Consider the following 25,945-nt stretch of genomic DNA (forward strand, 5'->3'; position numbering starts at 1 on the left):
CGCCGCAACCGTCGCGGCCTCCTATCACGGGGAGTGCCACGGAACAGCCGCAAGGCCGCGCGAGGTCTGATGCGACACACCTCGGGGAGAGTATCGCTCCATGTCGCTAGTCACGCGTCGCGCGCTCTGCGGAAGCCTTCTCGCGACGGCCCTGCCGCTTTCCCTACCCCTGCCCGCCCACGCCGCCGATGAGACGGAGGCGCGCCTTCGCGCCCTTGAGACCGGGACGGGCGGGCGCCTGGGGATCAGCGTCGCGGGGGAGGGGATCGTACCGCTGGCGTACCGGGGGGACGAGGGTTTTCCGATGTGCAGCACCTTCAAGGCGTTGGCGACGGCTGCCGTTCTCGCCCGCGTCGATGCTGGCGCCGAGCGGCTTGAGCGATCGCTCACGGTGCAGGAAGCAGACCTCTTGAGCTACGCGCCTGTCTCCCGCAAAGCGCTGGTCGAGCGGGGCGGCCGGATGAGTGTCGCGGATCTCTGCGCCGCCTCCATGGAGTGGAGCGACAACACCGCCGCGAACCTGCAATTATCCCTCCTGGGCGGCCCGGCAGGACTGACGCAATGGGTGCGCGGCCTCGGCGATGCCGTCACGCGCCTCGACAGGACTGAGCCGACCCTCAACACCGCGATCCCCGACGATCCGCGCGACACCACCACTCCACTGGCGATGCGCGGCACGCTGGCGCGAATCCTCCTCGGCGCCGCCCTCACCCCGGTTTCGCGCCAGCGCCTGGAAGGCTGGATGGTCGGCGCGCAGACGGGCTTCAAGCGCCTGCGCGCGGGTCTGCCCCCTGACTGGATCGTCGGCGACAAGACCGGCAGCGGCGACAACGGCACATACAATACGGTGGCGATCCTGCGCCCACCGGGCCGCGCTCCCCTGGTGGCTGCGATCTATCTCACCGGCGCGCGCGCGCCGCAGGCCGCCTGCGAAGCCGCCCATGCGGAGGTTGGCCGCCTGATCGCCCGGCATGTCGGACTGTGAGCCGATCCGCATTGCCGTCAAAAACGGCCATGCTTTAGAACTCGCAGCATGGCCCCGAAGACGACCCGCGCGACACTTGCCCTCGACAAGGCAGGCCTCCGCTACAGCCTCCACACCTACGATTACGACGCGGATGCGCCGCGCATCGGCCTTCAGGCGGCCGAAGCGTTGGGCGTGCCGCCCTCACGTGTGCTGAAGACATTGATGGCGGCCGTCGATGGACGCACCGTGTGCCTGCTCGTCGCGTCGGACAAGGAAGTGTCAATGAAGCGTGTGGCCGCCGCCTTCGGAGGCAAGGCCGCCGCGATGCTGAAGCCCGCCGATGCCGAGCGACTCACCGGCTACCATGTCGGCGGCATCAGCCCCCTTGGCCAGAAACGCCCCTTCCCCACCGCTATTGATGCCGGGTCGCTCACCGCATCTACGGACGAGATCCATGTCAACGGGGGTGGCCGGGGGCTGCAGATCTGCCTGACCGAGGCCGACCTCGTGGCGGCACTTTCGGCGAAGGTCGTTGCGCTGGTCTGACGGGCAAGGCACGGCTAACCGATCGTTTACCATCCACCGCCAAGGTCGAAGGCTCTGCGGGGATGAGGGAGCGAGGCTGTGCGGCTGGGCGGAGGAATGGCGCTGGCGCTCGTGATGCTCGCTGGGCCTGCCGTCGCCGCCGACCTGTCCGAAACCTACGGCGATCCGGGCCCTGGCTCGGCCCCCCGCTACTTTCCCCGGGGTGACGGGACGGACGGCAGCACCGTCGCCGTCGTGAAGCGCCGGGTGAAGGTCGTGTGCACCCCGCGCCGCGTGCCGACGCCGACCAACGCGCCGGACGATCCGAGCTATGTCGGCTCGCCCTACGGCCTCGGCAAACCGAGCTACTACGGCTTCACTCCGCCGCTCGGCGTCGATGATCCGTATGGGCGCTCGCTGCTGCCCTATTGCCCATGAGGTAGCCCCGCCTCCCCTGAGCGGAAAAATCGGTTAGACCGGCGCCGAACCAACGAAGGTCCGGCCGTGACAGCCTCCACCCCGCTCCCCCTTTCCGACCTCCCGACCCTGCGCGAGACCGTGGCCGCGTGGCGGGCCGCGAGCGAAACCGTCGCTCTCGTCCCCACGATGGGCGCCCTGCACGAGGGCCATCTCACCCTCGTGGCCGAGGCGAAGCGCGCCGCGCGCCGCGTGGTGGTGAGCATCTTCGTGAACCCGACCCAGTTCGGCCCCACAGAGGATTTCTCGCGATACCCGCGCGACGTCGCGACCGACCTTTCGGCCCTTTCGGCTGCGGGGGCCGACGCCGCCTGGATGCCGGATGTCGCGACCATGTATCCGGCGGGCTTCGCCACGCGGATCGACGTCGCGGGTTTAACGGATGGGCTCTGCGGACCCCTGCGGCCGGGCCACTTCTCCGGCGTCGCGACCGTTGTGACCAAGCTCCTGAACCAGGTTCGGCCGGATCTCGCCTTGTTCGGCGAAAAGGATTTTCAGCAATTGCAGGTGATCCGCCGTGTCGTGGCGGACCTCGATATGGCTCCGGAGATCCGCGGCGTACCGACCATCAGGGAGGCGGACGGACTCGCCCTCTCCTCTCGCAACCGCTACCTGTCCGCCGAGGAGCGTAGCCGCGCGCCCCAACTTCACGCGGTCATCGCCGGCATTGCCGAGCAGGCCCGCCGGGGCGGCCCCGTCGCCGGGCCGGTGGCAGAGGGTATCGGTGCTTTGGAAGCAGCGGGCTTCAGCGTGCAGTACCTGTCGGTCTGCGATGCGGCGAGCCTCGCTCCGGTCGAGCGCGTGACCGGCCCGGCTCGCGTGCTCGTGGCAGCCTATCTCGGGCGGACCCGGCTGATCGACAACGTGCCGGTCTGACGCCAAGGGCAGTGGGACGCGTCAGAACGGTGCGCCTCCCTGGATTGCTTTGCTGCGCCAGCAAAGACGGCCGGGAATCATCGAGCAGGGCGGCCCAACTCAGTCGGATACGACTTTAGCCCGCTCGGCGCAGGAGCGAGCGGAAGGAGCGGCGCTCCGGCCCCGGATCGTCCTGAGGTGGCGGAGGTGTCGGCTCGGGTGGGAGAGACGCGAGGATATCGCCGCGCACCGGCCGGGCGGGGGCAAAGACCGCGCCCTGCGCATAGGGCACGTTGAGATCGATGAGATCCGGCACATCGGCTTCGGTGTTGACGTCCGTGACGACGAGACGGACGCGGGCGCGGGCTAAGGCCGGGGCCAGATCCTCTACGGCGATGTCGGTGAGCGCACCCCGTGCCACGGTCGGCCGCAGAAGCAGCTCGGCAGGCACCTTCACCTGGGCGATGCCGTGGTCGGCGAGATCCCGCGCATCGAATCGCAGATCCGTGGGACGGTCGAGGCTGAAGCCGACACGGCCACGTAGCGCCGAGAGCAGGCCGGTTTGGCCACTATCGAGGCCCCGCCAGCTTGCCTGCGACAGGGCGATATCCAGCCCGGCCAGCCCCTGCTCATCGCCCGCCATCCGGCCGATCTCCTTCAGGAAACCGAGCTCGAACAGGGAGAGCGGCGACAAGCCATAGGTGACCCGGGCATCGCTTCCGCGCCGGGCCAAGTGGCGGACGATGGTGCCCGTCCGCGCGAGCATGCGCCGGTCGAGTTCGGTGGTGCGGCCATGCCGCTCCAGCGCGGATAGGATCTGCCCGGCTTCGAGCGATTGATCGTCGACCCGCAACCGCGCCTGGGCCTCGTAGGCCACCACCTTGCGCTGGGGCAGGGTGACGACCGGTTGAAGATAAACCTCGATCTGATCCCTGTCGAACGCAGCAAGGATCGCCGTGTCGTCCGGTCCGCGTGGCGGATCCAGGGGACGGGGCGGGATCGGCCGGAGCACGGGCGAGACCGGAAGCTCGATGGCGGCAGGCTCAGACGACTCGACCGGGCGGGTAAGGGCCGGAGGTGTCCACGCCGTCTCGACCGGTGGAACCGAGATCGGGGGAGGAGTCACGACAGCAGGTGAGGGCGGAGGCGCGCTAGGTTTGGGCAAAGCGGCGGGGGTGACTGGCTTTGCCTTGAGGGCCGCGATCTCATCGTCCTGGCTGCGGATGACCGCGCTCAGATCGCGGACGATGCCGCTGAGGAGGCCGATCTCGACAGTGAGTTCATGCACCTCGCTGCGTAGATCTCCCGGCCCGGCCTCGACAGGAACAGGGCGTGGCGCTGGCGCGGCTTCGATCTTCAGCAGCCGCTGCGACAGAATGTCGACCTCCTTCGACAGCTTCTCGCAACGCGCGTTCAGCGTCGAGATCCGTGCCAGCGAAGTTCCGGCGGCGAGGCTTCCCACGACCGCCAGTGAGAGGGCGGCGGCGCTGGGCGAGAAGACGGCCACGGGGCCGATCGTGACGAGGCCGACCAATCCGGCAGTCCACAGCCCTATATTCCGGCCGAAGACCCGGGCCATCGTCACCATCATCCGTCGTGATCGAGAGCATCCGTGGCTCGATGAGCGCGCGGATGCTAAGCAAGATCAGTTGTTGCCGAGGCGTTCACCGGCGGCAAGCCCGTCATTGGCTCGGGCGTACGATTTTTTATCGGCTGTGGCTTGGCCAGGGCTGACGGTGTTTCACGTGAAACACCCATGCCGCGTCAGGCGCGGGTCAGGTACATCCCGATCATCAGGAATGTGAAACCTGCAAGCCCGAAGGCCCCCTCCTGCCGATGCGTCTTATCGAGGAAATGAGCAGCGGCCCCCGCCGCACAACAAGCCGTGCCCAGACCAATGACAACCGACGACATGACCGCCTCCCTCCCAAGGGATTGTTGCCCGGCATGAGGCTCGCAACGTCACATGGCCTGAGCCGGAAGTGCTGCGGATCTCACTCTCACCGCAGGCGATGCATTGATTCTTCACCTCACCTATACCGTGACAATGTTGTAACCGACGTGGGGCAATTCCCGCAAGATCTCGCCACATTCCCCTTTACGCCAATAGAACGCGCCGCTTTTCGCAGCATTATTCAGTACACCTGCACAATCCTCGCATCCTTTGCCGAGCTGGTGTGCAGCGGCGCTCCACCCCGGGGCTGCCCTCCATGGATCGAACAGCGAATCACTCGCCCGCGTTGACCCACACCCGCCCGCGCGCGTAAGCACGGGCATGCCCATTTCCCGCCCCACCCGCTTCGACGTGATCGTCGTCGGCGGTGGCCATGCCGGCGTCGAAGCCGCTGCGGCCGCTGCTCGCTGTGGCGCCGTCACGGCGCTCGTCACGCACGATCCGGCGACCATCGGCGCCATGTCCTGCAATCCCGCCATCGGGGGCTTGGGCAAGGGCCATCTGGTCCGCGAGGTCGATGCTCTGGACGGCTTGATGGGCCGTGTGGCCGATGCGGCAGGCATCCAGTTCCGTCTCCTGAACCGGCGAAAGGGACCGGCCGTGCGGGGGCCCCGAACGCAGGCCGACCGCAAGCTCTACGCAGCAGCGATGCAAGCCGCCGTCGCCGAAACCCGCAACCTTCACGTCGTGGCGGGTGCCTGTGAAGACCTCATGCGGGATCAAAGCGGACGTATCGCTGGCATCATGCTCGGCGACGGCACGGCCCTGTCGGCCGGGGCCGTGGTGATCACCACCGGTACCTTCCTGCGAGGCCTCATCCATATCGGAGAGGTCCAAATCCCGGCTGGCCGGGTGGGGGAGGCGCCCTCGATTGGGCTCGCGCGCGGCCTCGACGGGCTCGGCCTCCGCATGGGTCGGCTGAAGACGGGTACGCCCCCTCGCCTCGCCCGAGACAGCATCGCCTGGAATCAATTGGAGATGCAGGAAGCGGACGAGGATCCTGTCCCGTTCTCCACCCTCACCGAGCGGATCACCACACCGCAGATTGCCTGCGGCATCACACGAACGACGCAGGCGGTCCACGACATCATCCGCGCGAACCTGCACCGGTCGCCGATGTATTCCGGCGGCATCGCCAGCCGGGGGCCGCGCTATTGCCCGTCCATCGAGGATAAAGTGGTCCGGTTCGGGGATCGCGAGGGGCACCAGATCTTCCTCGAACCCGAAGGGCTCGACGATCCTGTGGTCTACCCCAACGGGATCTCGACCGCGCTGCCGGAAGAGGTGCAGCACGCCATCGTCCGCGCCATTCCCGGCTTGGAACGGGTCGAGATCGTGCGGCCCGGCTATGCCATCGAGTACGATTACGTCGACCCGCGGGAGCTCGATGCAGGACTTCAGGTGAAGCGGCAGCCGGGTTTGTTCCTGGCCGGACAGATCAACGGCACGACCGGCTACGAGGAGGCGGCGGGGCAGGGGCTCGTAGCCGGTCTCAACGCGGCGCGCGTGGCGGCCGGCCTGGAGATCGCGACCTTCGACCGGGCAGAATCCTATCTCGGCGTGATGATCGATGACCTCATGACCCACGGGGTCAGCGAGCCGTACCGGATGTTCACCTCACGCTCCGAGTACCGGCTGAGCCTACGCATCGACAATGCCGATGAACGGCTGACCCAGCGTGGCGTCGCGCTCGGTCTTGTCGGCTCCTACCGTGCGGGGCATTTCGCCCAGTCTCGCACCGCTCTCGATGCGGTTCGCGCCAAGCTCGATGCCTTGAGCCTCACCCCGAGCCAAGCGGCCATACACGGCATCGCCCTCAATCGGGACGGCATCCGTCGCAGCGGCTTCCAGCTTCTTTCCTATCCCGAGATCGATTGGTCGCGCCTCGCCGCCGTCTGGCCGGAACTGGCCGAGGTACCACCGCGCATCGCGGATCGACTGCGGACGGATGCCACCTACGCGGTCTATCTCGATCGGCAAAGCGCCGACATTGCCGCCTTTCGCCGGGATGAGGCCGTCCGCCTGCCGGAAGGGCTCGACTATGCCGGGATCAGCGGTCTGTCGAACGAGATGCGTTTGAAGCTTGAAAGCGTCCGGCCCGGCACTCTCGGTCAGGCCGCCCGGATCGAAGGCGTTACACCGGCAGCACTCACATTGCTGGCGGCCCATGCCAAGCGCAGTGAGCGATCCGCACGGCGGTCGGCATGAGCGGGGAGGGGCGTGCGCAGGTCCTATCGGCCTATGATGTTTCACGTGAAACAACGCAGGCGCTCGACACTTATGTCGCGCAACTCACGCGATGGCAGACGGTGAAGAATCTCGTCGGCCCCTCGACCCTCTCCGAGGTTTGGAGCCGCCATATCGCCGATGCGCTCCAGCTTCTCGCCCTCGCTCCTGACGCGAAACGATGGATCGACCTCGGCTCCGGGGCGGGCATTCCCGGCCTGATCCTCGCCATCGCGGGGAAGGAGAGGGGGATCCATGTCACGTTGGTTGAGAGCAACATGCGCAAATGCGCCTTCCTCTCCGAAGCCGTCCGTCTCACGGCTGCCCCGGCAACCGTGCGGAATGCCCGGATCGAGGCGGTGATTGCTGCCGAGGCGGGGGTGGACATCGTCTGCGCGCGGGCGCTCGCCGCGCTCGATCAACTCCTCGATTGGGCGGCTCCGCTGTTGAAATCAGGCACCACCGGCCTTTTTCCGAAGGGCCGAGATGTGCAGGCGGAATTGACCCAAGCCGCCGCGCGGTGGACATTCACCTACGATCTCGTGCCGAGTCGGACAGAGTCCGACGCCCGGATCGTGCGGGTCACAGCCCTAACCGAACCGAGCCCCCGATGAGCGACGCGACGACGGTCGACGCCTCCGAGCGCCCCGAGACCGGCCTTCCGGCGAGGCCCCTGCGGGTGCTGGCCCTGGCCAATCAAAAGGGTGGCGTCGGCAAAACGACCACGGCCATCAACCTCGGTACGGCGCTGGCCGCCATCGGCGAGGACGTGCTGGTGATCGATCTCGATCCGCAGGGCAACGCCTCGACCGGACTCGGTATCGAGAAGGCTCGCCGCCGGGTCTCGACCTACGAGTTGATGGCGGGGGAGGCGAGTCTTGCGCAGACCGTTATCCCGACCGCCGTGCCGCGCCTGTCCATCGCGCCCTCGACCATGGACCTGCTCGGCCTCGAAATGGAGATGGCGACCTCGCAGGACCGGGCACACCGCCTGCGCAACGCTCTGCGCAGCATGGCGCAATCGGAGAGCCTGAAGCGCATCAGCTACGTGCTGATCGATTGCCCGCCCTCGCTGAACCTCCTGACCATCAATGCCCTTGCAGCGGCGGATGCGGTGCTGGTGCCGCTTCAATGCGAATTCTTCGCGTTGGAGGGCCTGAGCCAGCTGCTGCGCACCGTCGAGCAGGTGCGCACGGCGCTGAACCCGCGCTTGACCATCCAGGGCATCGTGCTGACGATGTTCGACCCGCGGAACAACCTTTCGGCCCAGGTCGTGGCGGATGTACGCGGCTTCATGGGCGACAAGGTCTACGAGACCATGATCCCGCGGAACGTGCGTGTGTCGGAGGCGCCCTCGCACGGCAAGCCCGCCTTGCTGTACGATTTGAAATGCGCCGGCAGCCAGGCTTATCTGCGCCTCGCCTCCGAGGTCATTCAGCGGGAAGGTCGCGTACCAGCGGCCGCGTGAGTTTTTGAGGACAGGTGAGACGATGGCGGAAGAGGTCGCAAGGCCCCGGCTGGGGCGCGGACTCGCGGCCCTGATCGGCGATTTCGGGGATCCGGCAGCGCCGCCGCCCAAGCTCGAAGGTCAGCGCAAGGTCGCCGTCGAATTCCTGCGTCCGAACCCGCGCAATCCTCGCCGCCATTTCGGCGAAGAGGAATTGTCCGAACTCGCGGGCTCCATCAAGGCGCGCGGCCTGATTCAGCCCATCGTCGTGCGGCCCCTGGCGGATGTGCCCGGCGCCTTCGAGATCGTGGCGGGCGAGCGCCGGTGGCGGGCCGCGCAGCGCGCCGGGCTCGATGAGGTGCCGGTGGTGGTCGTCGAGATCGATGATCGCGCCTCGCTCGAATTCGCGATCCTCGAAAACGTCCAGCGGGCGGATCTCAATCCGATCGAGGAGGCATCGGGCTACGAGCGGCTAATGCGCGATTTCTCGTACACGCAGCGCGAACTGGCCGAGATCCTGGGCAAGAGCCGCAGCCACCTCGCGAACACGCTCCGCCTCCTCAACCTGCCGCAGCCGGTTCAGGACCGCCTGAGCGCGGGTGAGATTACGGCCGGACATGCCCGCGCGCTCCTGGCGCTGCGCGATCCCGAAGGCGTCGCCCGGCGCATCGTGGCGGAAGGCCTGTCGGTGCGTGAGGTCGAGGCTCTGGCCGCGGCCGAGGCCGAACCGTCGGAGACGCCGCGTCCCGGCCGTCCCCGGCTCGCCGCGGAGCGCCCCGCCCCGGTGCGCGCCCTCGAACTCCGCCTGCACCAAGCCCTCGGCGTAACGGTCAGCTACCGCCCGAAGGACGAGGACACGGGCGAGATCCGGCTGCGCTACGGCAGCCGCGCCGAACTCCAAAGCCTTCTTGATCGCCTCAAGGTTCAAGCGGACGACTGAAACCGGGTGTCCAGAGGGCAAGCCCTCTGGTGGGGCCCAGGGGCGAAGCCCTCGGGCTCCTAACGTCGACGCCCCGCCTCGGCGATTCGCAGCAGCGCCGCCGAGGCGAGCGCCTCGCTGAGAGCCGCATCGGCCCGGCGGCAGGCGAGGACGGCCTGCGAGAGGATGTCGATGGCCTGCCGCAGGCGGGCCGGTCCCCACAATCCGAGCTGACGCTCGATACTGCCCTTGCGCTTGAAGTGCAGGCCGCGCCATGCAGCAGCCATGGCGCCCGGTGTCTTGTCCGGGTTGTCGAGCCGCAGGGCGAGCATCGTCGTCGCGTGGCGTAGGGCCGAGCCAAGCACCTGCGCGGGGTCCAATCCTTCCTGCCGGAAGCGGCGCGAATCGCGCTCCACCACCTCGATGCGGCCGTCGAAGGCGGCATCGATCAGGGTGTTGAGAACGCTGGCGGCGACATCGCTCACCACCGCCTCGATATCGTCCAGAGTCACGGTCCCCTTACCCGCCGCATAGAGAGCGAGCTTCTCCAGTTCCATCAGGCTCGCCCGGCGGTCACCGCCAAGGCTGCGGACCAGCACCTCTCGGGCGTCCCGGTCGAGGCGCAGGTCATGCGCTCTCAAGGTCCGGTCCACGAGATCACCGAGTGCCCGCTCATCATCCGGGTAGCAGGGGATGGCGAGTGCCCGCTGCGACTTCTCGCAGAGGCCGCGCAGGGGATTACCCTTGGCGAGGTCGCCCGCCTCGACCACGATGCGCGTGTCGGTCACGGAGATGCCGAGCAACGCCTCGACGGCGGGGGCGATGTTGCGGGTGCTGGGCCGGACCCAGATCGCCCTCTTACCGCCGAACAGGCCGACCGTACCCGCCTCGTCGCAGAGGCGGCCGGGATCGGACGCGATCACGTCGCCATCGATCCGAACGAGGGCGAAGGGGTCGGACGTGTCGGGCACGAAGCCCTCGGCCAGCGCCTTGGCGCGTTCGGTGACGAGGCCGGTATCGGGCCCGTAGACGAGGATCACCGGGATGCGCGGATCGGGCCCGCGCCGGATCAGATCCTCGATATCCCCCGGACGGACAGCCGTCACCGGTGGCTCACGGCTTGGCCGCCAGCACCGAGGCAATCCGGGTCTTGATCTGGTCCGCCAGGGTGTCGGCGAGGCGGATTTCCGCGTCGCGGGCGGCCCGCTGGCTGGCGAAACGCTGGATCGACCGGTCGTAGGTCGCCGTCGAGGTGGCGACACCCTCTGCGATCACCTTGATGCCGCTGAGGTCTTCCAGGCTGTAGCGAATGTTGCCGACGATCGTGCCTGCCTCCGCGCGGCCGGTCGTGGACGAGACGATGGGCGTCTGTACCGTCTCCGAGCCCGAGAGCTTCAGGCGGTACTGCTTCTGGACGCGCTGGCCCGAACCGTCGAGATCGAAGACCAGTTCGCTGCGCAGGTAATGGCCGAGCCGTTCCTGGCCCTGCGCCATCACGATCTCGTCCACCTGCACGGAAGCGAGGAGCGCCTGGACCGATGCACCAGAGGCGGTCGGTCCATAGAGGGGACGGAAACAGGCCGACAGGCTCACGCTCAAGGCCGCCACGAGGCCGAGCCGTCCAACCCGCGCCGTCACCGATGCCACGTCACGCCTCATCACGCCGTTCCGCCCCGTTTCTCTCCGGTCTTAGCGCGGACAGGGGGGCCCGCGCCACGACTCTGACGCGCGGGCCTTACGATTCCTCTACGGCGAGAGGATGGTGCTGGTGTTTCCGGGGAAAACTCACCAGCGGTAGATCAAGCTTCCGATCACCGTCGCGGGCGCGCCACGATAGCAGAACCCGGCTTGGCAGGTCGCGTAGTCCCGGTTGAACACGTTGTAGGCGTTCACCTGGGCACGGAAGCCCTTGTACTTGGGATCGAGCGCCGCGAAGTCGTAGGCGACCAGGGCGTCGAACAGGGTCACGGTCGGGTTGCGAACAGTGTTCTCGTCATCCGCGAAGCTCGTGCCCGCATAACGGACACCGCCGCCGATCTGCAGCCCGGACAGCCAGGAACCCGGCGGGAACTGGTACGTCCCGAAGGCCGAGACCGTGTTGCCTGGAATGCCGGAGAGGGCGTTCCCATCGATCGGCGCCTGGGTCACGAAGGACGTCTGCCGCAGGAAGCGCACATTCAGGTGGGTGAAGGCCAGGGTCAGATTCGTGCCGGGCGCGAAGTTCGCCGTCATCTCGGCCTCGAAGCCCTTGGACTCGATGGAGCCGGTCGCGACTTGGTTGGCGAAGTTGTTGGGATCCTGCCGCAGGATGCTCGACTGAACGATGTCGAAGCCGGAGAACGAGCCGGTGATGTTGGTGTTCGGGATCGCCAGCTTCACACCGGCCTCGATCTGGTCACCCGTCGCCGACTTGAAGGGCCTGCCATTCGCATCGGTGCCGAGTTGGGGCGAGAAGGTCGTCGCATAGCTCGCATACGGTACGAAGTCGGGGGTCAGCAGGTAGTTCAGGCCGAGCCGGTAGGAGAAGGCGCTGTCATTCTGCGTCGCGCCGGTGACGGGGCCGAGATTGGCGAAACTCGTCGTGCTCTGTGAGACCCAATCGTGCCGCCCGGTCAGGGTCAGCACGAAGCGATCCCACTTCGCCTGCTCCTGAAGGTAGACGCCGATCTGGTCCTGGGACTGCGTCGCGCCGGAGGTCAGGGCTGGGCGCGGAATGAAGGTGCGGTAGCGGAAGTTCCGGAAGTTCGTCACGCCCGTCAGGTCGAGATCGGGCACGTCCGGGAAGCCGAAGCGGCGCGTCCAGTCGTAGTGGATGTAGTCGACGCCCCCGACCACGGTGTGGGCGACCGGGCCGGTGACGAAGTGCCCTTCCAGCTGATTGTCGAGGGCGATGGATTGCAGATTCTCGCGGAAGAGCCCGCCGGAGCGCTGCGCGGTGAGGCCGGTGATACTGTTGATCTGGGTATAGGGAAAGTCGCCTTCGACGCCGTAATAGCGGAAGTTCTGGCGGAAGATCAGATCGTTCGTGAACTTGTGCTCGAAGGCGTAGCCGATCCGGTATTGCTGCTGCGTGAAGGCGTTGAAGCCCGGGTCTCCCTGATAGAGGCGCGTCACCTGGAAGCCGGGCGCGTTGTAGAAGGCCGCGGTCCCCGGCAGGCGCGAGCTCTGGAATTCGGTCAGGATCGTCAGGGTCGTGTCGGCGGAGGGCTTCCACGTGAAGGCCGGTGCGATATTCACCCGATCGTCGGTGGCGCCGGGGAGGAAGGTGTCCGATTGGCGGACGATGCCGGTCAGCCGGTAGGCCATCGTGCCGTCCGATCCCTCGACCGGGCCGCCGAAATCGAAATTGCCCTGGAAGCGGTCGTAATTGCCCGCCTGGAACCAGACCTCGCCGAACGGCACGAAGACCGGACGCTTCGTCGTGATGTCGACGATGCCGCCGGGCGAGCCGAGGCCGTAGAGGCCCGAGGAGGGACCGCGCAGAATCGTCAGGGCTTCCGTGCCGTAGGGTTCGATGCGGGGCACGGCGAGGCCGACGGCCGATTGCCGAAGGCCATCGCGGAAGATGCCGTTATAGGTCGCGTCGAAGCCACGGATGTAGAAACCGTCGAAGCGCGGATCGAAGCCGAACACGTTGGTGGACGTGCCGGGCACATAGGCCAGGGCTTGGTTCACGTCTTGGACGTTGCGGTCGTTCAATTGCTCACGGGTGATCACCGACACCGATTGCGGCGTCTCGATCAGCGGCGTGTTCGTCTTCGTCGCCGTGGGCGAGACCCGAGCCGTGTAGCCGGTCACGCCGGACGGGCCACCGCCCCCGCCGCTCGTGGCCGCACTGTTCCCCGACACCGCGACGTTCCCAATCAGCGCCCGCGCCGCCTCGACCGAGATCTCGTTGAGTTGCACCTGGGCCTCCTGCGCCAAGGCCGGCGCTGTGAGGGCGGTCGCAGTCAGGAGCAGGACGGGGAGGGGAACGCGAACGAGCATGACGGTATCCGGCCGGGCGCACCCTTCGGCGCCCGACCCCGACTTTCCCGATCACACGATCGCGATCAACTCGAAAACGTGTTGTAAATCACACAGTTAAAACGCTTCAAAACTGAAGCTGTTCTAACTCAAAACTCGAGCGGCGGCTCCCGCAGGGCGTCCGCCTCGCGGGTGCAGAAGGCGACATCCGGAGCCGGTGATCCTTCCGTCAGGGCGCCCCGCAACTCCGTGCGCGCCTTGTCGAGATCGCTGCGGAAGCCCGCATCGCCCATCAGGGCCGCGAACGTCGAGGATCCGTTGGTCCGCCCCGCCGCGACGTCGCTCAACCAATGGACGCCACAGATCACGCGGCTCTCGCCATAGGCCCGGCCGCGGGCGAGGATGGCCGTGGACTTTTCCGGCACCAGGGCCGCCATGATCAGGGCATAGGCCCAGCCCTGCGTGGCATGGCCGGAGGGATAGCTGAAGCTGTCGGCCAGCGCCTGGGTCCGCTGCACGCAGATCGGCGATTCGTTGCCGACAAAGGGCCGCAAGCGGCGGTAATGCACCTTGGGGATGCGCGTCATCCGCGCGAGATCGAGCCGAGCGCGTTCGAGCAGGTTGATCGTCGCCGGCACCTTGCCCGCATCGATGCGCACGCCGAGCACGCAGGCGAAATTCTCCAGCACCGCCGCCGCGCCCTCGGCCACGTCGTTGGCGGCGAGGTTCCAGCGGGCGGTGCCCTTCAGCGCACGGGTGCTGGTGAAGGCAGCATGGTCGGCATTGTCGAGGGGCGAATGATGCGCCGGAGGCGGGGGCAGGATCTTCAACGGATCCGGCAGCGCCGTCTCGGACAGATAGGGCTTCACGGCGGGCTTGCCGGGCTTCAGCGGCTCGGCTCCCACGGATGGGGCGGAGGGTGGTGTTCCGCCCTGTGGCATCGCCCCTTGGTCCGGAGCGGCTCGGAGTGATGACACCGAGAGGACGGCAGCGAGCGACAGGGCCGTCGTGAGCAGAAGGCGGCGCATCTCGTATCCTTGCAGAGCGGTCACCGTCTGGCGAGCCTCGCACCAGAGGCAGACGGATCACGGGTGCGGGGAAATCCCTGCCTGTCACGCTGGCGTGTGTCCAGGCCGCCGGGGGTCACGCCCCTCTGATGACCGCGGCGATGGCGCCCGGATGTTCCTCGTGCGGGCTGAGCGCCCCGGGCACCGGCCGCGCGGCGACGAGCCCGCTCGCCGCCAGGGCGTCCATCTCGGCCCCGGAGCGGCGGGGGGCCCCGTCCGGCCGCAGCATCAGCACGGGCGGCAGGTCCGGGCCGAACAGAGCCAGGAAGGCCTCGCGGCTCGCGACGGGATCGAGGCCGCCGGTCACGAAGGCGGCGGTGCCGAAGCGGCCATTGCGCTGGCGGGTGATGGCATGCTTCGCCCGCACGAGATCCGGCGTCACCGTCTGCGGATCGCCATAGACGTGGGCCCGCATCATCCGGCCGATGATCGGAGGGCTGATGTTGATCCGGTAGAGCGCCTCACCGATGAGCGGCGCCTCGACGGCGGCGCGGATGCGGGGAAACCATGCGGCTTTCTGCGGCATCGCGGTCGGCAGGGGCCCGCGCCAAGTCGGCGCCACGAGCACGAGGCGGCCGAACGCGTGGGGATGCCGCCGCGCCGCCGCTACGAGGTAGCCGGCCGCATGGCCCGCCGCGACGCCCAAGGCATAGGGGCCGGGCGCGGCCTGGAGCAGCGCATCGAGGAAGGCGTGGAAGGTCGCGGGCTCCAGCGGCACGCGCTGGCGTGGCTGGGCGCCGAAGCCCGGCCAATCGGGAACGAGACAGCGATGGTCGCTGGCGAGTTCACCCGCCAGCCCCGCGACCTCCCGCCGGGACGAGATGGTCGAGAGGGCCGGCAGGAGCAGCGCCCCCGGCCCATGACCGTAGAGATCATAGGGAACGCAGACGCGTCGGCCGCCGAGGGTGAGGTCGAAGGTGCCGCCCGTCTCCATGCCCTCTGCTCTCAGGTGCGGAGCAGGTCGTTGATCGCCGTCTTGGCGCGGGTGCCGGCATCGACGCGCTTGACGATGACCGCGCAGTAGAGGCTCGGGCCGGGGGAGCCGTCCGGCAGGGCCTTGCCGGGCAGGGAGCCCGAGACCACCACCGAGTAGGGCGGCACGTAGCCGTAGGTGACCTCGCCCGTGGCCCGATCCACGATCTTGGTCGAGGCGCCGAGATAGACGCCCATGGAGAGCACCGAGCCCTGACCGACGATCACGCCCTCGACCACCTCGGAGCGGGCGCCGATGAAGCAGTCGTCCTCGATGATGACCGGGTTGGCCTGCAACGGCTCGAGGACGCCGCCGATCCCGACGCCGCCCGACAGGTGGACGTTCTTGCCGATCTGCGCGCAGGAGCCGACCGTCACCCAGGTATCGACCATGGTGCCCTCGCCGACATAGGCGCCGAGGTTCACGAAGCTCGGCATCAGGATGGCGTTCGGGGCCACAAAGGAACCGCGGCGCACGAAGCAGCCCGGCACGGCGCGGAAGCCCGCCTCCTGGAAGCGGCCCGCATCCCAGCCGTCGAACTTGGACGGAACCTTGTCCCACCAGGTCGCGCCGCCGGGTCCGCCCGAGATCGGCGTCATGTCGTTCAGGCGGAAGGAGAGAAGCACCGCCTTCTTCAGCCACTGATTGACCTGCCACTGGTCGCCGGACTTCTCCGCGACGCGGGCCTTGCCCGAATCGAGCAGGTTCAGAGCCTCGTCCACTGCCTCCCGCACGGTGCCCGTGGTGGCGGACGAGATGCCGGCGCGCTCCTCCCAGGCGGTCTCGATGGTCCGGGCAAGATCGGCGTAGGACATGGGTGCAGCGGTCTTCCGAGAAAGGGAAGAGCGTGCTTACAGGCGCCCGCCGGGGCTGTCGACGGGGGCGCCGCTCACGCCTCGCCCAGAAGGGCGCGCACGCGCTCGAGATCGCCCGTGAAGGTCACGAGATCCATCGCCAGGGAATCGTGGATCGCCTGGGCGGCGCTGGGGAACTCCTCCAACACCCGCCGCATCAGGGTCGGTGTGATGCGCAGGACCTCGCAGGCCCCCTCGGCATGGGCGTCGCAGGGGCGCTCGCCGCGCACGAACAGGGCGAGGTGGCCGATCAGGGCGGAGCGGCCCGCCTTCACCGGCTCGCCGACGGCCGGATCCAGGCGCAGGAGGCCCGACATCACCACGAAGCCGCCATCGGCCGGGTCGCCGCGGGCGAACAGACGGTCGCCATCGCTCAGCTCCCGGCGCTCGGCGGCGAAGCTGAGCAGGCGCAGGGCATCACGGTCCAGGAACCCGAAAACGGGCGCGGACGCGAGGATCGCGATGTCGTCGTCGAGCCCCACTCTGTCCCGCCGCTCCGTCTCCGGCACCCCCGGCAGGACGATCTAAAGGAAAAAGCCTAATAAATCAGGGAAGCAACTTGTAACCACCGCCCTCGGTCACGAGGATCGCGGCGGTGGCAGGGTTCGGCTCGATCTTCTGACGCAGGCGGTAGATGTGCGTCTCGAGCGTGTGGGTGGTGACGTGGGCATTGTAACCCCACACCTCCGCCAGCAACGTGTCGCGATTCACCACGGAGCGGCCCGCCCGATACAGGAAGCGCAGGATCGCGGTCTCCTTCTCGGTGAGCTTCAGCTTGGAGCCCCGCTCGCCGATCAGGAGCTTGGCGCTCGGCCGGAACGTGTAGGGGCCGATCTGGAACACGGCGTCCTCGGACGCCTCGTGGCTGCGCAGGTGGACCCGGATGCGCGCCAGCAGGATGCCGAACTTGAACGGCTTGGTGACGTAGTCGTTCGCCCCCGCCTCCAGCCCCTCGACCTGATCGGCCTCGGAATCCTGCGCGGTGAGCATGATCACCGGGCTGCGGAAGCCCGCCTGCCGCATCTGGCGTACGGCCTCGCGGCCATCCATGTCGGGCAGGCCGACATCCATCACGGCGAGGTCGATGCGATCTTCCGCGACCCGGCGCATGGCATCGGCCGCGCAGGCTTCGCCTACGACTTGAAATTCTTCGGAAAGCGCGAGCTGCTCGATCAAGGTATCCCGCAGGATATCATCGTCGTCACAGATCAGCAGGCGATAGGCATTCGACATCGTTACGAAGCCTTAGCGTAAAACCGTTCACCCACGAAATCCCCCCGTGACGAGGGACGGTGCGCGCGCCGGATGGTCTCCGACGTTCTACACCGGGACATCGCCGGTTCGGATGGTGCGAGCTTGCAAAGGATGAGCTTTGTGACCGGAAAGTGGCTTGCACGCAATTCACCTCCCAAATTCCCGTTACCGGCCAAGTGTCGCCGGATCCGGACGACGGTGCCGGAGTTGCGGGTCCGCGCCCTCGTCGGCGACCGGCGCAAGGGGCACCTTCTCGTGGGGACGAGCGTCATTCCCTGTGCGCTGGGCGCCTGCGGCATCGTCATGGCCAAGCGCGAGGGCGACGGCGGCTCTCCGAGAGGACGGTTCCGCCTGCGCGGCGGCTTCTACCGGCCCGATCACTGGACGGCCCGTCCGCGCACCGCCCTGCCGCTCCGCCCGTTGCGCCGGGACGACGGCTGGTGCGACGATCGCCAGGACCGCCGCTACAACCGGCCGATCCGCTTGCCCGCACCCGGCATCAGCGCCGAGAGGATGTGGCGCGACGACGGCCTCTACGACCTCGTGCTGGATATCGACTACAACCGCGCCCCGATCCGCCGGGGGCGAGGCTCGGCGATCTTCATGCACATCGCCCGCGAGGGCTACCGCCCCACGGAGGGGTGCGTGGCCCTGACCCGTGCCGACCTGCTGAAGCTCCTGCGCCGCATCGGCTCCCGAACCGTTCTGCGCATCGGCTGAGACTGTCCGGGCCGTTCAGACCCGCCGCATCTCGCCGGGCTTGAGCTCCATCGCCTTGGCGGTGCGCGTCGAGAGGCTGCCGACGATGACAGGGCTTTCGCCCTTCTTCGCTTTCTCCGCGACGGCGGCCAAAGCCTCGGCGGGGGTGGCCGTCCGCACGGCATAGACCGGCGCGTCGCTCCGGGCCGTGCCGAGGGCGACGAGGAAGGTCGTGAAACGTTCGCGCGGGCGGCTTGGCATCCGCGATCCTTGGCCATGTCGGCTAAATATTACCAGGGCCGTCCCGCCCAAGCCCACCGCGCGCAACCGGGCGGACTCAACCGTTACAACCTCAGATGAGGCCGCAGGATTGCGCCCGGCGTCAAGCGCTTCCAGGACACTGAGAAGGGATGTCGAAAGCCAGGCCCTTAGCCGACACAATAAAAAGTGGTGTGGATCACGCGGCCCATTTTCCCCGGGACGTCCCTGGAACTTGGCCGTGGCCGCGCCGCCTTGCCCAAGCGGAAGCCATGCCCGGCATGCGAGGGATCTACGATCATGAAGGCACTCTGCTGGCACGGAAAGGGCGACATCCGTTGCGACACCGTTCCCGATCCACAGATCGAGGATCCGCGCGACGTCATCATCAAGGTTTCGTCGTGCGCCATCTGCGGCTCTGACCTCCACCTCATGGACGGGCTGATGCCGACCATGGAATCCGGCGACGTGCTCGGCCACGAGTTCATGGGTGAGGTTGTCGAGACCGGCAGCGGGCACGCGAAGTTCCGCAAGGGCGACCGCATCGTCGTGCCGTTCAACATCAATTGCGGCGAGTGCCGCCAGTGCAAGCTCGGCAACTGGTCGGTCTGCGAGCGGTCGAACCGCAACGCACAGATGGCGGCGGCGCAGTTCGGCTACACCACCGCAGGGCTCTTCGGGTACTCGCACCTCACCGGTGGCTATGCCGGGGGCCAAGCCGAATACGTCCGCGTGCCCTTCGCCGACGTGGCGCCGATGAAGGTGCCGGACGGCATGGACGACGAGGCCGCCCTGTTCCTGACCGACATCCTGCCCACCGGCTGGCAGGGCGCGGAGCATTGCGAGATCCAGGGCGGCGAGACCATCGCCATCTGGGGCGCGGGACCGGTCGGCTTCTTCACCATCCAGGCGGCCAGGATCATGGGCGCCGAGCGCATCATCGTGATCGAGACCGTGCCGGAGCGGATCGCGCTCGCCAAGCGCGCGGGCGCCACCGACGTCATCGACTTCGCGAGCGAGGACGTCTTCGAGCGCATCAAGGAGATCACGAAGGGCCAAGGCCCGGATGCGGTGATCGATTGCGTCGGCATGGAGGCCAGCGGCGGCCATGGCCTTTCGGGCCTGCTCACCACCGTGCAGGAGAAGCTCACCAGCACCGAGCGGCCGATGGCGCTGGCGGACGCGATCAAGGCGGTGCGTCCCTGCGGGATCGTCTCCGTGCCCGGCGTCTATGGCGGACCCATCCCGATCAACATGGGCTCGATCGTCCAGAAGGGGCTGACCATGAAGAGCGGCCAGACCCATGTGAAGCGGTACCTCGAGCCGCTGCTCAAGCTGATCGAGGCGGGCAAGATCGACACCTCGTCCCTGATCACTCACCGCTCGAAGAGCCTCGAGGACGGGCCGGATCTCTACAAGACGTTCCGGGACAAGCAGGATGGCTGCGTGAAAGTGGTCTTCCACCCGACCTGAGGCGACGGCGGAGTCCGGACGGACTTTCCCACGACTGACGCGGCATCGCGCCGTGAATTCGCTCGAAAGTCCCTTATAAAGCGGCATCATGCCGCGATAAGGGGACTGCACGCGCAGATCTCAGTCGTCCGCCGTCCGAGACTCCGATGTCCACCCCCGGTTTCAGTCCCGCCCTCGTGGTCCTGTCGGTGGCGATCGCGATGTTCGCCTCCTACACGGCCCTCGATCTGGCCGCACGGGCGCGCGGCATCGCGGACGGCACCATCCACTCTGGCACGCGCGCCCTCTGGATCACCGGCGCAGCCGTCACGATGGGCGGCGGCATCTGGTCGATGCACTTCATCGGCATGCTCGCCTTCGAGATGGGCATGCCGACGGCCTACGACCTCGGGCTGACCCTGCAATCCTTCCTGATCGCCGTGGGCGTGACCGGCGCTGCCTTCGCCTGGGTCGGCCGCAAGGGCGCGAGGCGCCATGCCGAGTGGCTGGCCGGGCCCCTGATGGGGCTGGGCATCGCGCTGATGCACTACACGGGCATGGCCGCGATGCGGATGCCCGGCCACATCAGCTACGATCCCACGCTCGTCGCGGCCTCCATCGCCATCGCGGTCGTAGCCTCCACCACCGCGCTCTGGCTGGCCTTCCGTCATAACAGCCTGGCCGAGAAGCTGGCCGCCGCCCTCCTGATGGGGCTGGCCGTCGCGGGGATGCACTATACCGGCATGGCGGCGGCGACCTTCTCCGGGGACGAACACGTCCATGCGGGGGCGGATACCGTCTCCGCCGCGCCCCAGACCCTCGCCTTCGCGGTCACGGGCGCGACCTTCCTGATCCTGTTCATCGGCATGCTGGCCATTGCCATCGACCAGCACCGCATTCAGGGCGAGTTGCTGGCCAGCGAAGCCCGGTTCCGGGCGGCTATCGAGGCCGTGAGCGGCGTGCTGTGGACCAACGATGCCCAGGGGCGGATGGTCGGGCCGCAGCCGGGCTGGTCCGCCATCACTGGACAGACGCCGGACGAGTACCGGGATTTCGGCTGGGCCGATGCCGTCCATCCGGACGATTCAGCCCCCAGCATCGCCGCCTGGAACGACACCGTCGCCGCGCGCAAGACCTTCGTGTTCGAGCACCGGGTACGAGTGAAGGAGGGCGGCTACCGCCATTACGCGATCCGCGCCGTGCCGGTGCTGAACCGCGACGGCTCGATCCGCGAATGGGTCGGTGTCCACACCGACATCACCGCCCAGCGCGAGGCCGAGGCGGAGTTGCGCGAATCGAACGAGGAGATCCAGCGTTACGCCTACATCGTCAGCCACGATCTCCGGGCGCCGCTCGTCAACATCATGGGCTTCACGAGTGAACTCGCGGAGACCCGCGTCGAGCTTCAACACGCACTGGCCGGCCACCCCCAGGCGGAGCGGATCGATGCCGAATTCGGCGAGGCTCTGGGCTTCATCGGCGCGGCCGTCACGCGGATGGAGCGGCTGATCGCGGCGATCCTCAAGCTCAGCCGCGAGGGGCGGCGGCGGTTCGAGCCTGAACCCCTCGACATGTCCGCCGTGATCCGGCGCCTCGCGGATGCGAACCAGCATCAGGCGGACTCGCAGCAGGCCGTTGTCACCGTCACCCCCGGAATGCCGGAGATCGTCGCGGACCGGCTCGCCGTGGAGCAGATCTTCGGCAACCTCCTCGACAACGCCCTGAAATACCTCGACCCAGCCCGGCCCGGCCGCATCACCGTCTCGGCGCAGGCCATCGGTACCGAGCGGGTGCGCTTCTCCGTGGCGGATAACGGACGGGGCATCCTCCGGAACGACCATGTCCGGGTGTTCGAGCTGTTCCGCCGTTCCGGCACGCAGGACCGGCCGGGCGAGGGCATCGGGCTCGCCCACGTCAAGGCGCTGGTACGGGCGCTCGGTGGGCGGATCGACCTCGAATCCGAGCCGGGCCGGGGCTCGACCTTCACCGTGACGCTGCCGCGCGGGGCCTCTATGGAGCACGCGGCGGCTCCCCTTTCGATCGCCGCCGAGTGAAGCGAGAATCCGCCATGCATCCCGTCTGCATCGTGATGATCGAGGACGACGAGGGCCATGCGCGCCTCATCGAACGGAACATCCGCCGGGCGGGCGTGAACAACGAAATCGTGCCGTTCCGCGACGGCACCTCGGCGCTCACCTATCTGTTCGGGCCGGACGGCTCGGGCGAGGTGAGCCGCCGCCGCCACCTGCTGATCCTCCTCGATCTCAACCTGCCGGACATGACCGGCATCGACATCCTGGAGAAGGTGAAGGCCAACGCGCATACGCGGCGCTCGCCCGTCATCGTGCTGACCACCACCGACGATGCCCGCGAGATCCAGCGCTGCTACGATCTGGGCGCCAATGTCTACGTGACGAAGCCCGTGAACTACGAAGGTTTCGCCAACGCCATCCGGCAGCTCGGCCTGTTCTTCTCCGTCATGCAGATCCCAGAGACCCCATGAGCACAGGCCCAGGCGGCTCGGGGCAGACCGGCATCCGCATCCTCTACATCGACGACGATGCAGGCCTCGCACGCCTCGTGCAGCGAAGCCTCGGGGCGCGGGGCTACGTGGTGGAGCACGCCGCCGACGGAGGGGCCGGCCTCGCACGCCTGCGCGAAGGGGGCATCGACCTCGTCGCCCTCGACCATCACATGCCGGGCCAGACCGGGCTCGATCTGCTGCCCGAAATCCGCGCCCTGCCGGACGCGCCCCCGGTGGTCTACGTCACCGGGTCGGAGGATAGCCGCGTCGCCGTCGCCGCCTTGAAGGCGGGCGCCGCTGACTACGTGTGGAAGGACCTTCAGGGCCAGTTCCGCGAATTGCTCGGGGAGGCCATCGCGACGGCGCTGGGCGCTGAGGCGATGCGTCGGGATAAGGAGCGGGCCGAGGCCGAGGTGCGCGCCGCCCGCGACCGGGCGGAGCTACTCCTGCGTGAGGTGAACCACCGCGTCGCCAATTCCCTCGCCCTCGTCGCGGCCCTGGCACGGATGCAGACCACCGCGGTCGCCGATCCGGCCGCGAAGGCGGCGCTGGAGGAGATGCAGGCCCGCATCTCGGCCATCGCGGGCATCCATCGCCGCCTCTACACCTCGGAGGACGTGGAGGCGGTGGAGCTCGACGCCTATCTCGGCAGCCTCGTCGAGGAGTTGCAGGCGGCGATGAAGGCGGCGGGGCGCGACCACGCCATCCGCCTGCACGCCGAACCGGTGAGGCTCGCCACCGACAAGGCGGTCTCGGTGGGCGTCGTCGTCACCGAGCTCGTCACCAATGCCTACAAATATGCCTATCCGGCGGAGGAGCCGGGCGAGATCCGCGTCGCCCTGCGCCGCTCGGCCGACCGGCTCGAACTCGCCGTGGAGGATGACGGCGTCGGCTGGACCGGTGAGGGCAAGCCACGCGGCACGGGCCTCGGCTCGCGCATCGTCAAGGCGATGGCCACGAACCTGCGCAGCGCCCTGGTCTACTCCCCGGCGGAACGGGGTACGCGGGCGCTGCTCTCCTTCGAAGGGTGAGGACAGGGCATCGTCCGCCCAAGCAAGCTCTCGCACCGGGCGACATCCGCCCGCGCGGACGATGCCCTGGAGCATTTCCCGTCGAAATGGGATCACATCGCTTTGTCGTCTTTGCGAGCGAAGCGACGCAATCCCGAGATCCGCCACGTTCTGGAGAGTCTCGCTTTCTGGATTGCTTCGCTTGGCTCGCAAAGACGGAGCCGCGGGGCGATCCAGAGCTCGCCCAAACTGTTCTAATGCCCCGAGCCGCGCAGCAGCATCTTGAGGTTCTGATCGGCGCTGGTCAGGCGCTCGCCGATGCCGCGGCTCACGCATTTCTCGACTGAATCGCCTGCCAGGAAGCCGATGGTCTTGTTCTGCGTCCGGCAGGCGTCGAGGGGTGGCCAGGTCAGCACGACGAGGATGGTCCCGGCCACGACGAGCGCGTCGATCAGGAGCCAGCCGAACCAACCGAGGCGGAAGCGGCTCCCGTTCTCGTCCTCGTCAGGCTCGCGGCGCCGCCCGCTGAGGGAGGCGCCCTTGCTCACCCGGTTCATGCGCGCGCGAAACTGGGCTTCTTCGAGCGCGTCCGCTTCGGCCCTGCTGTGAGGGTGAACCTGCATCGTCCGATCCGATCAATCCATGAACCGGCGCAGGATGGCGAGGTTGTCCCCCGCCATGGTCGCGTTGCCCGTCATCCCCTGACGGGCGCAGGCGCCGGCCCCGATCATCGATGTCCAATCGGTGAAGGACGGCCGCGCCCGGCAATCGAAGAGGGAACTGCCGAACAGGAACAGGCCCAGCGGCGTAAGGAACAGGGCGAGCTTCACCAGGGTGAAGATCCGCCTCAGGGGGCCTTTGCGGCGACGCGGTCGGCGGCGGGGGCGATCATCATCCCACTCCCCATCCTCGACGCGCTCGCCCATCCCCAGACCCCGTCCGGTCGAGAACGCCCGGCTCCCGATCGGTAGCACGGCCCGCCTCGATACACGTGCAGGATGTCACGCCGTCGTGAAGGCGAGGCTAAGGGAGATGGTTAAGGGCCGAGATCAGGCAGCCAGGGCGCGGCGGACGGTCGAGCGCAGGTCCGCCAGGGAGAAGGGCTTCGTCAGCACATCGGTGACGATGGCGTCGAGGCCCCGGGCCCGCTCGCGCTGATCGGCGAAGCCGGTCATCAGCAGGATGGTGAGGTCCGGGAAATCGCGCTTGGCGGCGAGCGCGAGGGCGATCCCGTCCATCAACGGCATGCGGATGTCGGTGAGCATCAGGTCGAAGGCGCCGCCCGCCTCGTTGAGCCGGTCGAGCCCGTCGCTGCCATCGGTGGCCGTCACGACGGCATGGCCATCGATCTCCAGCCCCCGCTTTAGGAAGCCACGCACCGTCTCTTCGTCATCCACCAGAAGGATGCGCGCCATGATAACCTGGAATCATCTCGCTTCGACAAGGGAATAGGTAACCCTGCGGCTAGAACGCAGACGGATGCCTCGTCCTGTCAAGACGCTCTACACGGAAAAGCTGCTTCGCAATGCAGCAAACCGTAAAAATGTCGCGGTCTCAGGTCCCGCCGAACAGATCCGGGTCCGCACTTCCGTAGTCCACCACACCGACGAAGGGCAGTTGCCGGTAGGCGTGGGCAGCGTCCATGCCGTAGCCGACCACGAACACGTCGGGGCAGGTGAAGCCGACGAACTCGGCATCGATCGACACGGCACGCTTGCCCGGCTTCTCCAGAAGCACCGCGGTCAGCACGCGCTTGGCGCCGCGGGCCATCAGCAGATCCTTGGCGAAGACCACGGTCCGGCCGGATTCGAGGATGTCGTCCACGAGCAGCACGTCGCGCCCGCGAACCTCGCTCTGCACGTCGCGCAGGATCTCGACCTGACCGGTGGAGACGGTGCCGGTGCGGTAGCTCGACAGGTGGACGAACTCGACCTGCGGCGCGAGCCCGATCCGGTGCATTGCCCGCAGCAGGTCGGCGGCGAACATGAAGCTGCCCTTCAGCACCGCCACCACGAGCAGGTCCTGCGGGTTGGCGGCGGCGATGTCCTGCGCCAGCTCGGCATTGCGCCGGGCGATGGCGTCCTCATCGTAGAGGGTGCGGACGGGTTTGACGGGGCTGTTCATGGTCGGGCTGTCCCGTCCTCTCGCCGGGCGGCGCGCACGAGGGCCGCGTCGTGTCACCAATGGCCAATACTGGTCATGAATCCGCAGGCCGATACAGCCTGACCCCAGTTAAGGGCATGGATGGCGACCTGCTTAAGGCGAAGCCTTGAAGGGTTTCGGCGGCAAGGTCAACGCTTTCCCGACCCATGGCGAACGGGCAGGCGAGGGGAGGCGGGTCCGTCAGAAGGGGTCCTGGGGGGGACTAGTGAGGGCCCGAACATCCCGACCTCAGCGACCGGGTCGCAGATCCTCCCCAACCCATCGGAACGGGCGATCGCCTTCGTGGGGAATTGACGGATTCGGGGCTGCTCCTGCAGCGCCCTCTGCGGAACAGGAGCTGAAAACGAAAAAGGGT

Annotated in this window: 28 protein-coding genes; 13 read left to right on the plus strand and 15 right to left on the minus strand. The window is 67.8% G+C overall.

All coding sequences use genetic code 11. The features are described from left to right. Nucleotides 1-100: 100 nt before the first annotated feature. The 4 genes from bla to panC all read left to right on the plus strand — a co-directional run bounded on the left by bla (nucleotide 101) and on the right by panC (nucleotide 2,845). Entirely contained in the window at nucleotides 101-985 is an 885-nt protein-coding gene (bla, locus tag J4O73_RS03755) for a class A beta-lactamase (RefSeq protein ID WP_426214676.1), read from the plus strand. A gap of 48 nt (nucleotides 986-1,033) precedes the next feature. Continuing rightward, entirely contained in the window at nucleotides 1,034-1,513 is a 480-nt protein-coding gene (locus J4O73_RS03760; RefSeq protein ID WP_426214678.1) for a YbaK/EbsC family protein, read from the plus strand. A 96-nt stretch (nucleotides 1,514-1,609) separates the two neighbouring features. Further along, on the plus strand, nucleotides 1,610-1,930 hold the full coding sequence (locus J4O73_RS03765) for a hypothetical protein (protein WP_426214680.1): 321 nt from the start codon (nucleotides 1,610-1,612) through the stop codon (nucleotides 1,928-1,930). 66 nt (nucleotides 1,931-1,996) lie between these two features. Beyond that, nucleotides 1,997-2,845 (plus strand): pantoate--beta-alanine ligase, encoded by an 849-nt coding sequence (gene panC, locus J4O73_RS03770; protein WP_426214682.1) that lies wholly within the window; start codon nucleotides 1,997-1,999, stop codon nucleotides 2,843-2,845. A gap of 115 nt (nucleotides 2,846-2,960) precedes the next feature. On the opposite strand, the gene J4O73_RS03775 is transcribed toward panC, so the two are convergent. After that, a complete protein-coding gene (locus J4O73_RS03775; protein WP_426214684.1) occupies nucleotides 2,961-4,403 on the minus strand; it encodes an EAL domain-containing protein in 1,443 nt (480 codons plus the stop codon). 185 nt (nucleotides 4,404-4,588) lie between these two features. Continuing rightward, the gene (locus J4O73_RS03780) at nucleotides 4,589-4,738 is read right to left on the minus strand and encodes a hypothetical protein (protein ID WP_426214686.1); all 150 of its coding nucleotides are present in this window, start codon (nucleotides 4,736-4,738) and stop codon (nucleotides 4,589-4,591) included. 361 nt (nucleotides 4,739-5,099) lie between these two features. On the opposite strand from J4O73_RS03780, the gene mnmG reads away from it, so the two are divergent. The 4 genes from mnmG to J4O73_RS03800 are packed head-to-tail and all read left to right on the plus strand — an operon-like array spanning nucleotide 5,100 to nucleotide 9,391. Beyond that, nucleotides 5,100-6,986, plus strand: a complete 1,887-nt coding sequence (gene mnmG, locus J4O73_RS03785; protein WP_426214688.1) for a tRNA uridine-5-carboxymethylaminomethyl(34) synthesis enzyme MnmG — start codon at nucleotides 5,100-5,102, stop codon at nucleotides 6,984-6,986. Continuing rightward, nucleotides 6,983-7,618 (plus strand): 16S rRNA (guanine(527)-N(7))-methyltransferase RsmG, encoded by a 636-nt coding sequence (gene rsmG / locus J4O73_RS03790; protein ID WP_426214690.1) that lies wholly within the window; start codon nucleotides 6,983-6,985, stop codon nucleotides 7,616-7,618. Before mnmG ends, rsmG begins: the two co-directional genes overlap by 4 nt. Further along, a complete protein-coding gene (locus J4O73_RS03795) occupies nucleotides 7,615-8,472 on the plus strand; it encodes a ParA family protein (RefSeq protein ID WP_426214692.1) in 858 nt (285 codons plus the stop codon). Before rsmG ends, J4O73_RS03795 begins: the two co-directional genes overlap by 4 nt. A 22-nt stretch (nucleotides 8,473-8,494) precedes the next feature. Next, nucleotides 8,495-9,391: a ParB/RepB/Spo0J family partition protein gene (locus tag J4O73_RS03800; protein WP_426214694.1), complete on the plus strand. Its 897-nt coding sequence runs from the start codon at nucleotides 8,495-8,497 to the stop codon at nucleotides 9,389-9,391. Nucleotides 9,392-9,450: 59 nt separating this feature from the next. Here J4O73_RS03800 and holA read toward each other — a convergent pair whose 3' ends face one another. The 8 genes from holA to J4O73_RS03840 form a co-directional block, all read right to left on the minus strand. Continuing rightward, nucleotides 9,451-10,476 (minus strand): DNA polymerase III subunit delta, encoded by a 1,026-nt coding sequence (gene holA / locus J4O73_RS03805; protein WP_426214696.1) that lies wholly within the window; start codon nucleotides 10,474-10,476, stop codon nucleotides 9,451-9,453. A 7-nt stretch (nucleotides 10,477-10,483) separates the two neighbouring features. Continuing rightward, nucleotides 10,484-11,029 (minus strand): LPS assembly lipoprotein LptE, encoded by a 546-nt coding sequence (gene lptE, locus J4O73_RS03810; protein ID WP_426214698.1) that lies wholly within the window; start codon nucleotides 11,027-11,029, stop codon nucleotides 10,484-10,486. Between the two features lie 126 nt (nucleotides 11,030-11,155). Further along, nucleotides 11,156-13,357 carry a TonB-dependent siderophore receptor gene (locus tag J4O73_RS03815; protein ID WP_426214700.1) on the minus strand — a complete coding sequence of 734 codons (2,202 nt, stop codon included), beginning with the start codon at nucleotides 13,355-13,357 and terminating at the stop codon, nucleotides 11,156-11,158. A 128-nt stretch (nucleotides 13,358-13,485) separates the two neighbouring features. Then, a complete protein-coding gene (locus J4O73_RS03820) occupies nucleotides 13,486-14,364 on the minus strand; it encodes an acid phosphatase (RefSeq protein ID WP_426214702.1) in 879 nt (292 codons plus the stop codon). A 115-nt stretch (nucleotides 14,365-14,479) separates the two neighbouring features. Next, nucleotides 14,480-15,337, minus strand: a complete 858-nt coding sequence (locus J4O73_RS03825; protein WP_426214704.1) for an alpha/beta fold hydrolase — start codon at nucleotides 15,335-15,337, stop codon at nucleotides 14,480-14,482. 11 nt (nucleotides 15,338-15,348) lie between these two features. Beyond that, on the minus strand, nucleotides 15,349-16,191 hold the full coding sequence (gene dapD, locus J4O73_RS03830) for a 2,3,4,5-tetrahydropyridine-2,6-dicarboxylate N-succinyltransferase (RefSeq protein ID WP_378968105.1): 843 nt from the start codon (nucleotides 16,189-16,191) through the stop codon (nucleotides 15,349-15,351). Nucleotides 16,192-16,265: 74 nt separating this feature from the next. Further along, nucleotides 16,266-16,712, minus strand: coding sequence for a cyclic nucleotide-binding domain-containing protein (locus J4O73_RS03835; RefSeq protein ID WP_426214706.1), 447 nt, complete (start codon nucleotides 16,710-16,712; stop codon nucleotides 16,266-16,268). A 64-nt stretch (nucleotides 16,713-16,776) separates the two neighbouring features. Beyond that, the gene (locus tag J4O73_RS03840; RefSeq protein ID WP_378968101.1) at nucleotides 16,777-17,463 is read right to left on the minus strand and encodes a response regulator transcription factor; all 687 of its coding nucleotides are present in this window, start codon (nucleotides 17,461-17,463) and stop codon (nucleotides 16,777-16,779) included. 219 nt (nucleotides 17,464-17,682) lie between these two features. Here J4O73_RS03840 and J4O73_RS03845 point away from each other — a divergent pair, with 219 nt between their 5' ends. Beyond that, nucleotides 17,683-18,204, plus strand: a complete 522-nt coding sequence (locus J4O73_RS03845; protein WP_426214709.1) for a L,D-transpeptidase family protein — start codon at nucleotides 17,683-17,685, stop codon at nucleotides 18,202-18,204. Between the two features lie 15 nt (nucleotides 18,205-18,219). Here the strand turns inward: J4O73_RS03845 and J4O73_RS03850 are convergent, their stop codons facing one another. Then, on the minus strand, nucleotides 18,220-18,444 hold the full coding sequence (locus J4O73_RS03850; protein ID WP_426214711.1) for a hypothetical protein: 225 nt from the start codon (nucleotides 18,442-18,444) through the stop codon (nucleotides 18,220-18,222). Between the two features lie 297 nt (nucleotides 18,445-18,741). Here J4O73_RS03850 and J4O73_RS03855 point away from each other — a divergent pair, with 297 nt between their 5' ends. From J4O73_RS03855 to J4O73_RS03870, 4 genes are all read left to right on the plus strand, one after another. Beyond that, nucleotides 18,742-19,914 carry a zinc-dependent alcohol dehydrogenase gene (locus J4O73_RS03855; protein WP_426214713.1) on the plus strand — a complete coding sequence of 391 codons (1,173 nt, stop codon included), beginning with the start codon at nucleotides 18,742-18,744 and terminating at the stop codon, nucleotides 19,912-19,914. A gap of 146 nt (nucleotides 19,915-20,060) precedes the next feature. Continuing rightward, entirely contained in the window at nucleotides 20,061-21,947 is a 1,887-nt protein-coding gene (locus J4O73_RS03860) for an MHYT domain-containing protein (protein WP_426214715.1), read from the plus strand. 14 nt (nucleotides 21,948-21,961) lie between these two features. Then, on the plus strand, nucleotides 21,962-22,396 hold the full coding sequence (locus J4O73_RS03865) for a response regulator (protein ID WP_426214717.1): 435 nt from the start codon (nucleotides 21,962-21,964) through the stop codon (nucleotides 22,394-22,396). Continuing rightward, on the plus strand, nucleotides 22,393-23,448 hold the full coding sequence (locus J4O73_RS03870) for a sensor histidine kinase (RefSeq protein ID WP_426214719.1): 1,056 nt from the start codon (nucleotides 22,393-22,395) through the stop codon (nucleotides 23,446-23,448). The genes J4O73_RS03865 and J4O73_RS03870 overlap by 4 nt, the downstream gene beginning before the upstream one ends. A 233-nt stretch (nucleotides 23,449-23,681) precedes the next feature. Here the strand turns inward: J4O73_RS03870 and J4O73_RS03875 are convergent, their stop codons facing one another. The 4 genes from J4O73_RS03875 to hpt form a co-directional block, all read right to left on the minus strand. Continuing rightward, the gene (locus J4O73_RS03875) at nucleotides 23,682-24,050 is read right to left on the minus strand and encodes a hypothetical protein (RefSeq protein WP_426214721.1); all 369 of its coding nucleotides are present in this window, start codon (nucleotides 24,048-24,050) and stop codon (nucleotides 23,682-23,684) included. Nucleotides 24,051-24,062: 12 nt separating this feature from the next. Continuing rightward, nucleotides 24,063-24,401 carry a hypothetical protein gene (locus tag J4O73_RS03880; RefSeq protein ID WP_426214723.1) on the minus strand — a complete coding sequence of 113 codons (339 nt, stop codon included), beginning with the start codon at nucleotides 24,399-24,401 and terminating at the stop codon, nucleotides 24,063-24,065. A 75-nt stretch (nucleotides 24,402-24,476) separates the two neighbouring features. After that, nucleotides 24,477-24,842 carry a response regulator gene (locus tag J4O73_RS03885; protein WP_243928550.1) on the minus strand — a complete coding sequence of 122 codons (366 nt, stop codon included), beginning with the start codon at nucleotides 24,840-24,842 and terminating at the stop codon, nucleotides 24,477-24,479. 139 nt (nucleotides 24,843-24,981) lie between these two features. Continuing rightward, a complete protein-coding gene (gene hpt, locus J4O73_RS03890) occupies nucleotides 24,982-25,551 on the minus strand; it encodes a hypoxanthine phosphoribosyltransferase (protein ID WP_426214725.1) in 570 nt (189 codons plus the stop codon). Nucleotides 25,552-25,945 lie beyond the last annotated feature (394 nt).

Origin of the sequence: Methylobacterium sp. NFXW15, from assembly GCF_049887755.1 — a bacterium.
Classification (GTDB): domain Bacteria; phylum Pseudomonadota; class Alphaproteobacteria; order Rhizobiales; family Beijerinckiaceae; genus Methylobacterium.

Coding starts and splice junctions, on each gene's coding strand:
- bla (WP_426214676.1), top strand. CDS start 101: ATGTCGCTAGTCACGCGTCGCGCGCTCTGCGGAAGCCTTCTCGCGACG.
- J4O73_RS03760 (WP_426214678.1), top strand. CDS start 1,034: ATGGCCCCGAAGACGACCCGCGCGACACTTGCCCTCGACAAGGCAGGC.
- J4O73_RS03765 (WP_426214680.1), top strand. CDS start 1,610: ATGGCGCTGGCGCTCGTGATGCTCGCTGGGCCTGCCGTCGCCGCCGAC.
- J4O73_RS03775 (WP_426214684.1), bottom strand. CDS start 4,403: ATGGCCCGGGTCTTCGGCCGGAATATAGGGCTGTGGACTGCCGGATTG.
- J4O73_RS03780 (WP_426214686.1), bottom strand. CDS start 4,738: ATGTCGTCGGTTGTCATTGGTCTGGGCACGGCTTGTTGTGCGGCGGGG.
- mnmG (WP_426214688.1), top strand. CDS start 5,100: ATGCCCATTTCCCGCCCCACCCGCTTCGACGTGATCGTCGTCGGCGGT.
- rsmG (WP_426214690.1), top strand. CDS start 6,983: ATGAGCGGGGAGGGGCGTGCGCAGGTCCTATCGGCCTATGATGTTTCA.
- J4O73_RS03795 (WP_426214692.1), top strand. CDS start 7,615: ATGAGCGACGCGACGACGGTCGACGCCTCCGAGCGCCCCGAGACCGGC.
- J4O73_RS03800 (WP_426214694.1), top strand. CDS start 8,495: ATGGCGGAAGAGGTCGCAAGGCCCCGGCTGGGGCGCGGACTCGCGGCC.
- lptE (WP_426214698.1), bottom strand. CDS start 11,029: ATGAGGCGTGACGTGGCATCGGTGACGGCGCGGGTTGGACGGCTCGGC.
- J4O73_RS03815 (WP_426214700.1), bottom strand. CDS start 13,357: ATGCTCGTTCGCGTTCCCCTCCCCGTCCTGCTCCTGACTGCGACCGCC.
- J4O73_RS03820 (WP_426214702.1), bottom strand. CDS start 14,364: ATGCGCCGCCTTCTGCTCACGACGGCCCTGTCGCTCGCTGCCGTCCTC.
- J4O73_RS03825 (WP_426214704.1), bottom strand. CDS start 15,337: ATGGAGACGGGCGGCACCTTCGACCTCACCCTCGGCGGCCGACGCGTC.
- dapD (WP_378968105.1), bottom strand. CDS start 16,191: ATGTCCTACGCCGATCTTGCCCGGACCATCGAGACCGCCTGGGAGGAG.
- J4O73_RS03840 (WP_378968101.1), bottom strand. CDS start 17,463: ATGTCGAATGCCTATCGCCTGCTGATCTGTGACGACGATGATATCCTG.
- J4O73_RS03850 (WP_426214711.1), bottom strand. CDS start 18,444: ATGCCAAGCCGCCCGCGCGAACGTTTCACGACCTTCCTCGTCGCCCTC.
- J4O73_RS03855 (WP_426214713.1), top strand. CDS start 18,742: ATGAAGGCACTCTGCTGGCACGGAAAGGGCGACATCCGTTGCGACACC.
- J4O73_RS03860 (WP_426214715.1), top strand. CDS start 20,061: ATGTCCACCCCCGGTTTCAGTCCCGCCCTCGTGGTCCTGTCGGTGGCG.
- J4O73_RS03865 (WP_426214717.1), top strand. CDS start 21,962: ATGCATCCCGTCTGCATCGTGATGATCGAGGACGACGAGGGCCATGCG.
- J4O73_RS03870 (WP_426214719.1), top strand. CDS start 22,393: ATGAGCACAGGCCCAGGCGGCTCGGGGCAGACCGGCATCCGCATCCTC.
- J4O73_RS03875 (WP_426214721.1), bottom strand. CDS start 24,050: ATGCAGGTTCACCCTCACAGCAGGGCCGAAGCGGACGCGCTCGAAGAA.
- J4O73_RS03885 (WP_243928550.1), bottom strand. CDS start 24,842: ATGGCGCGCATCCTTCTGGTGGATGACGAAGAGACGGTGCGTGGCTTC.
- hpt (WP_426214725.1), bottom strand. CDS start 25,551: ATGAACAGCCCCGTCAAACCCGTCCGCACCCTCTACGATGAGGACGCC.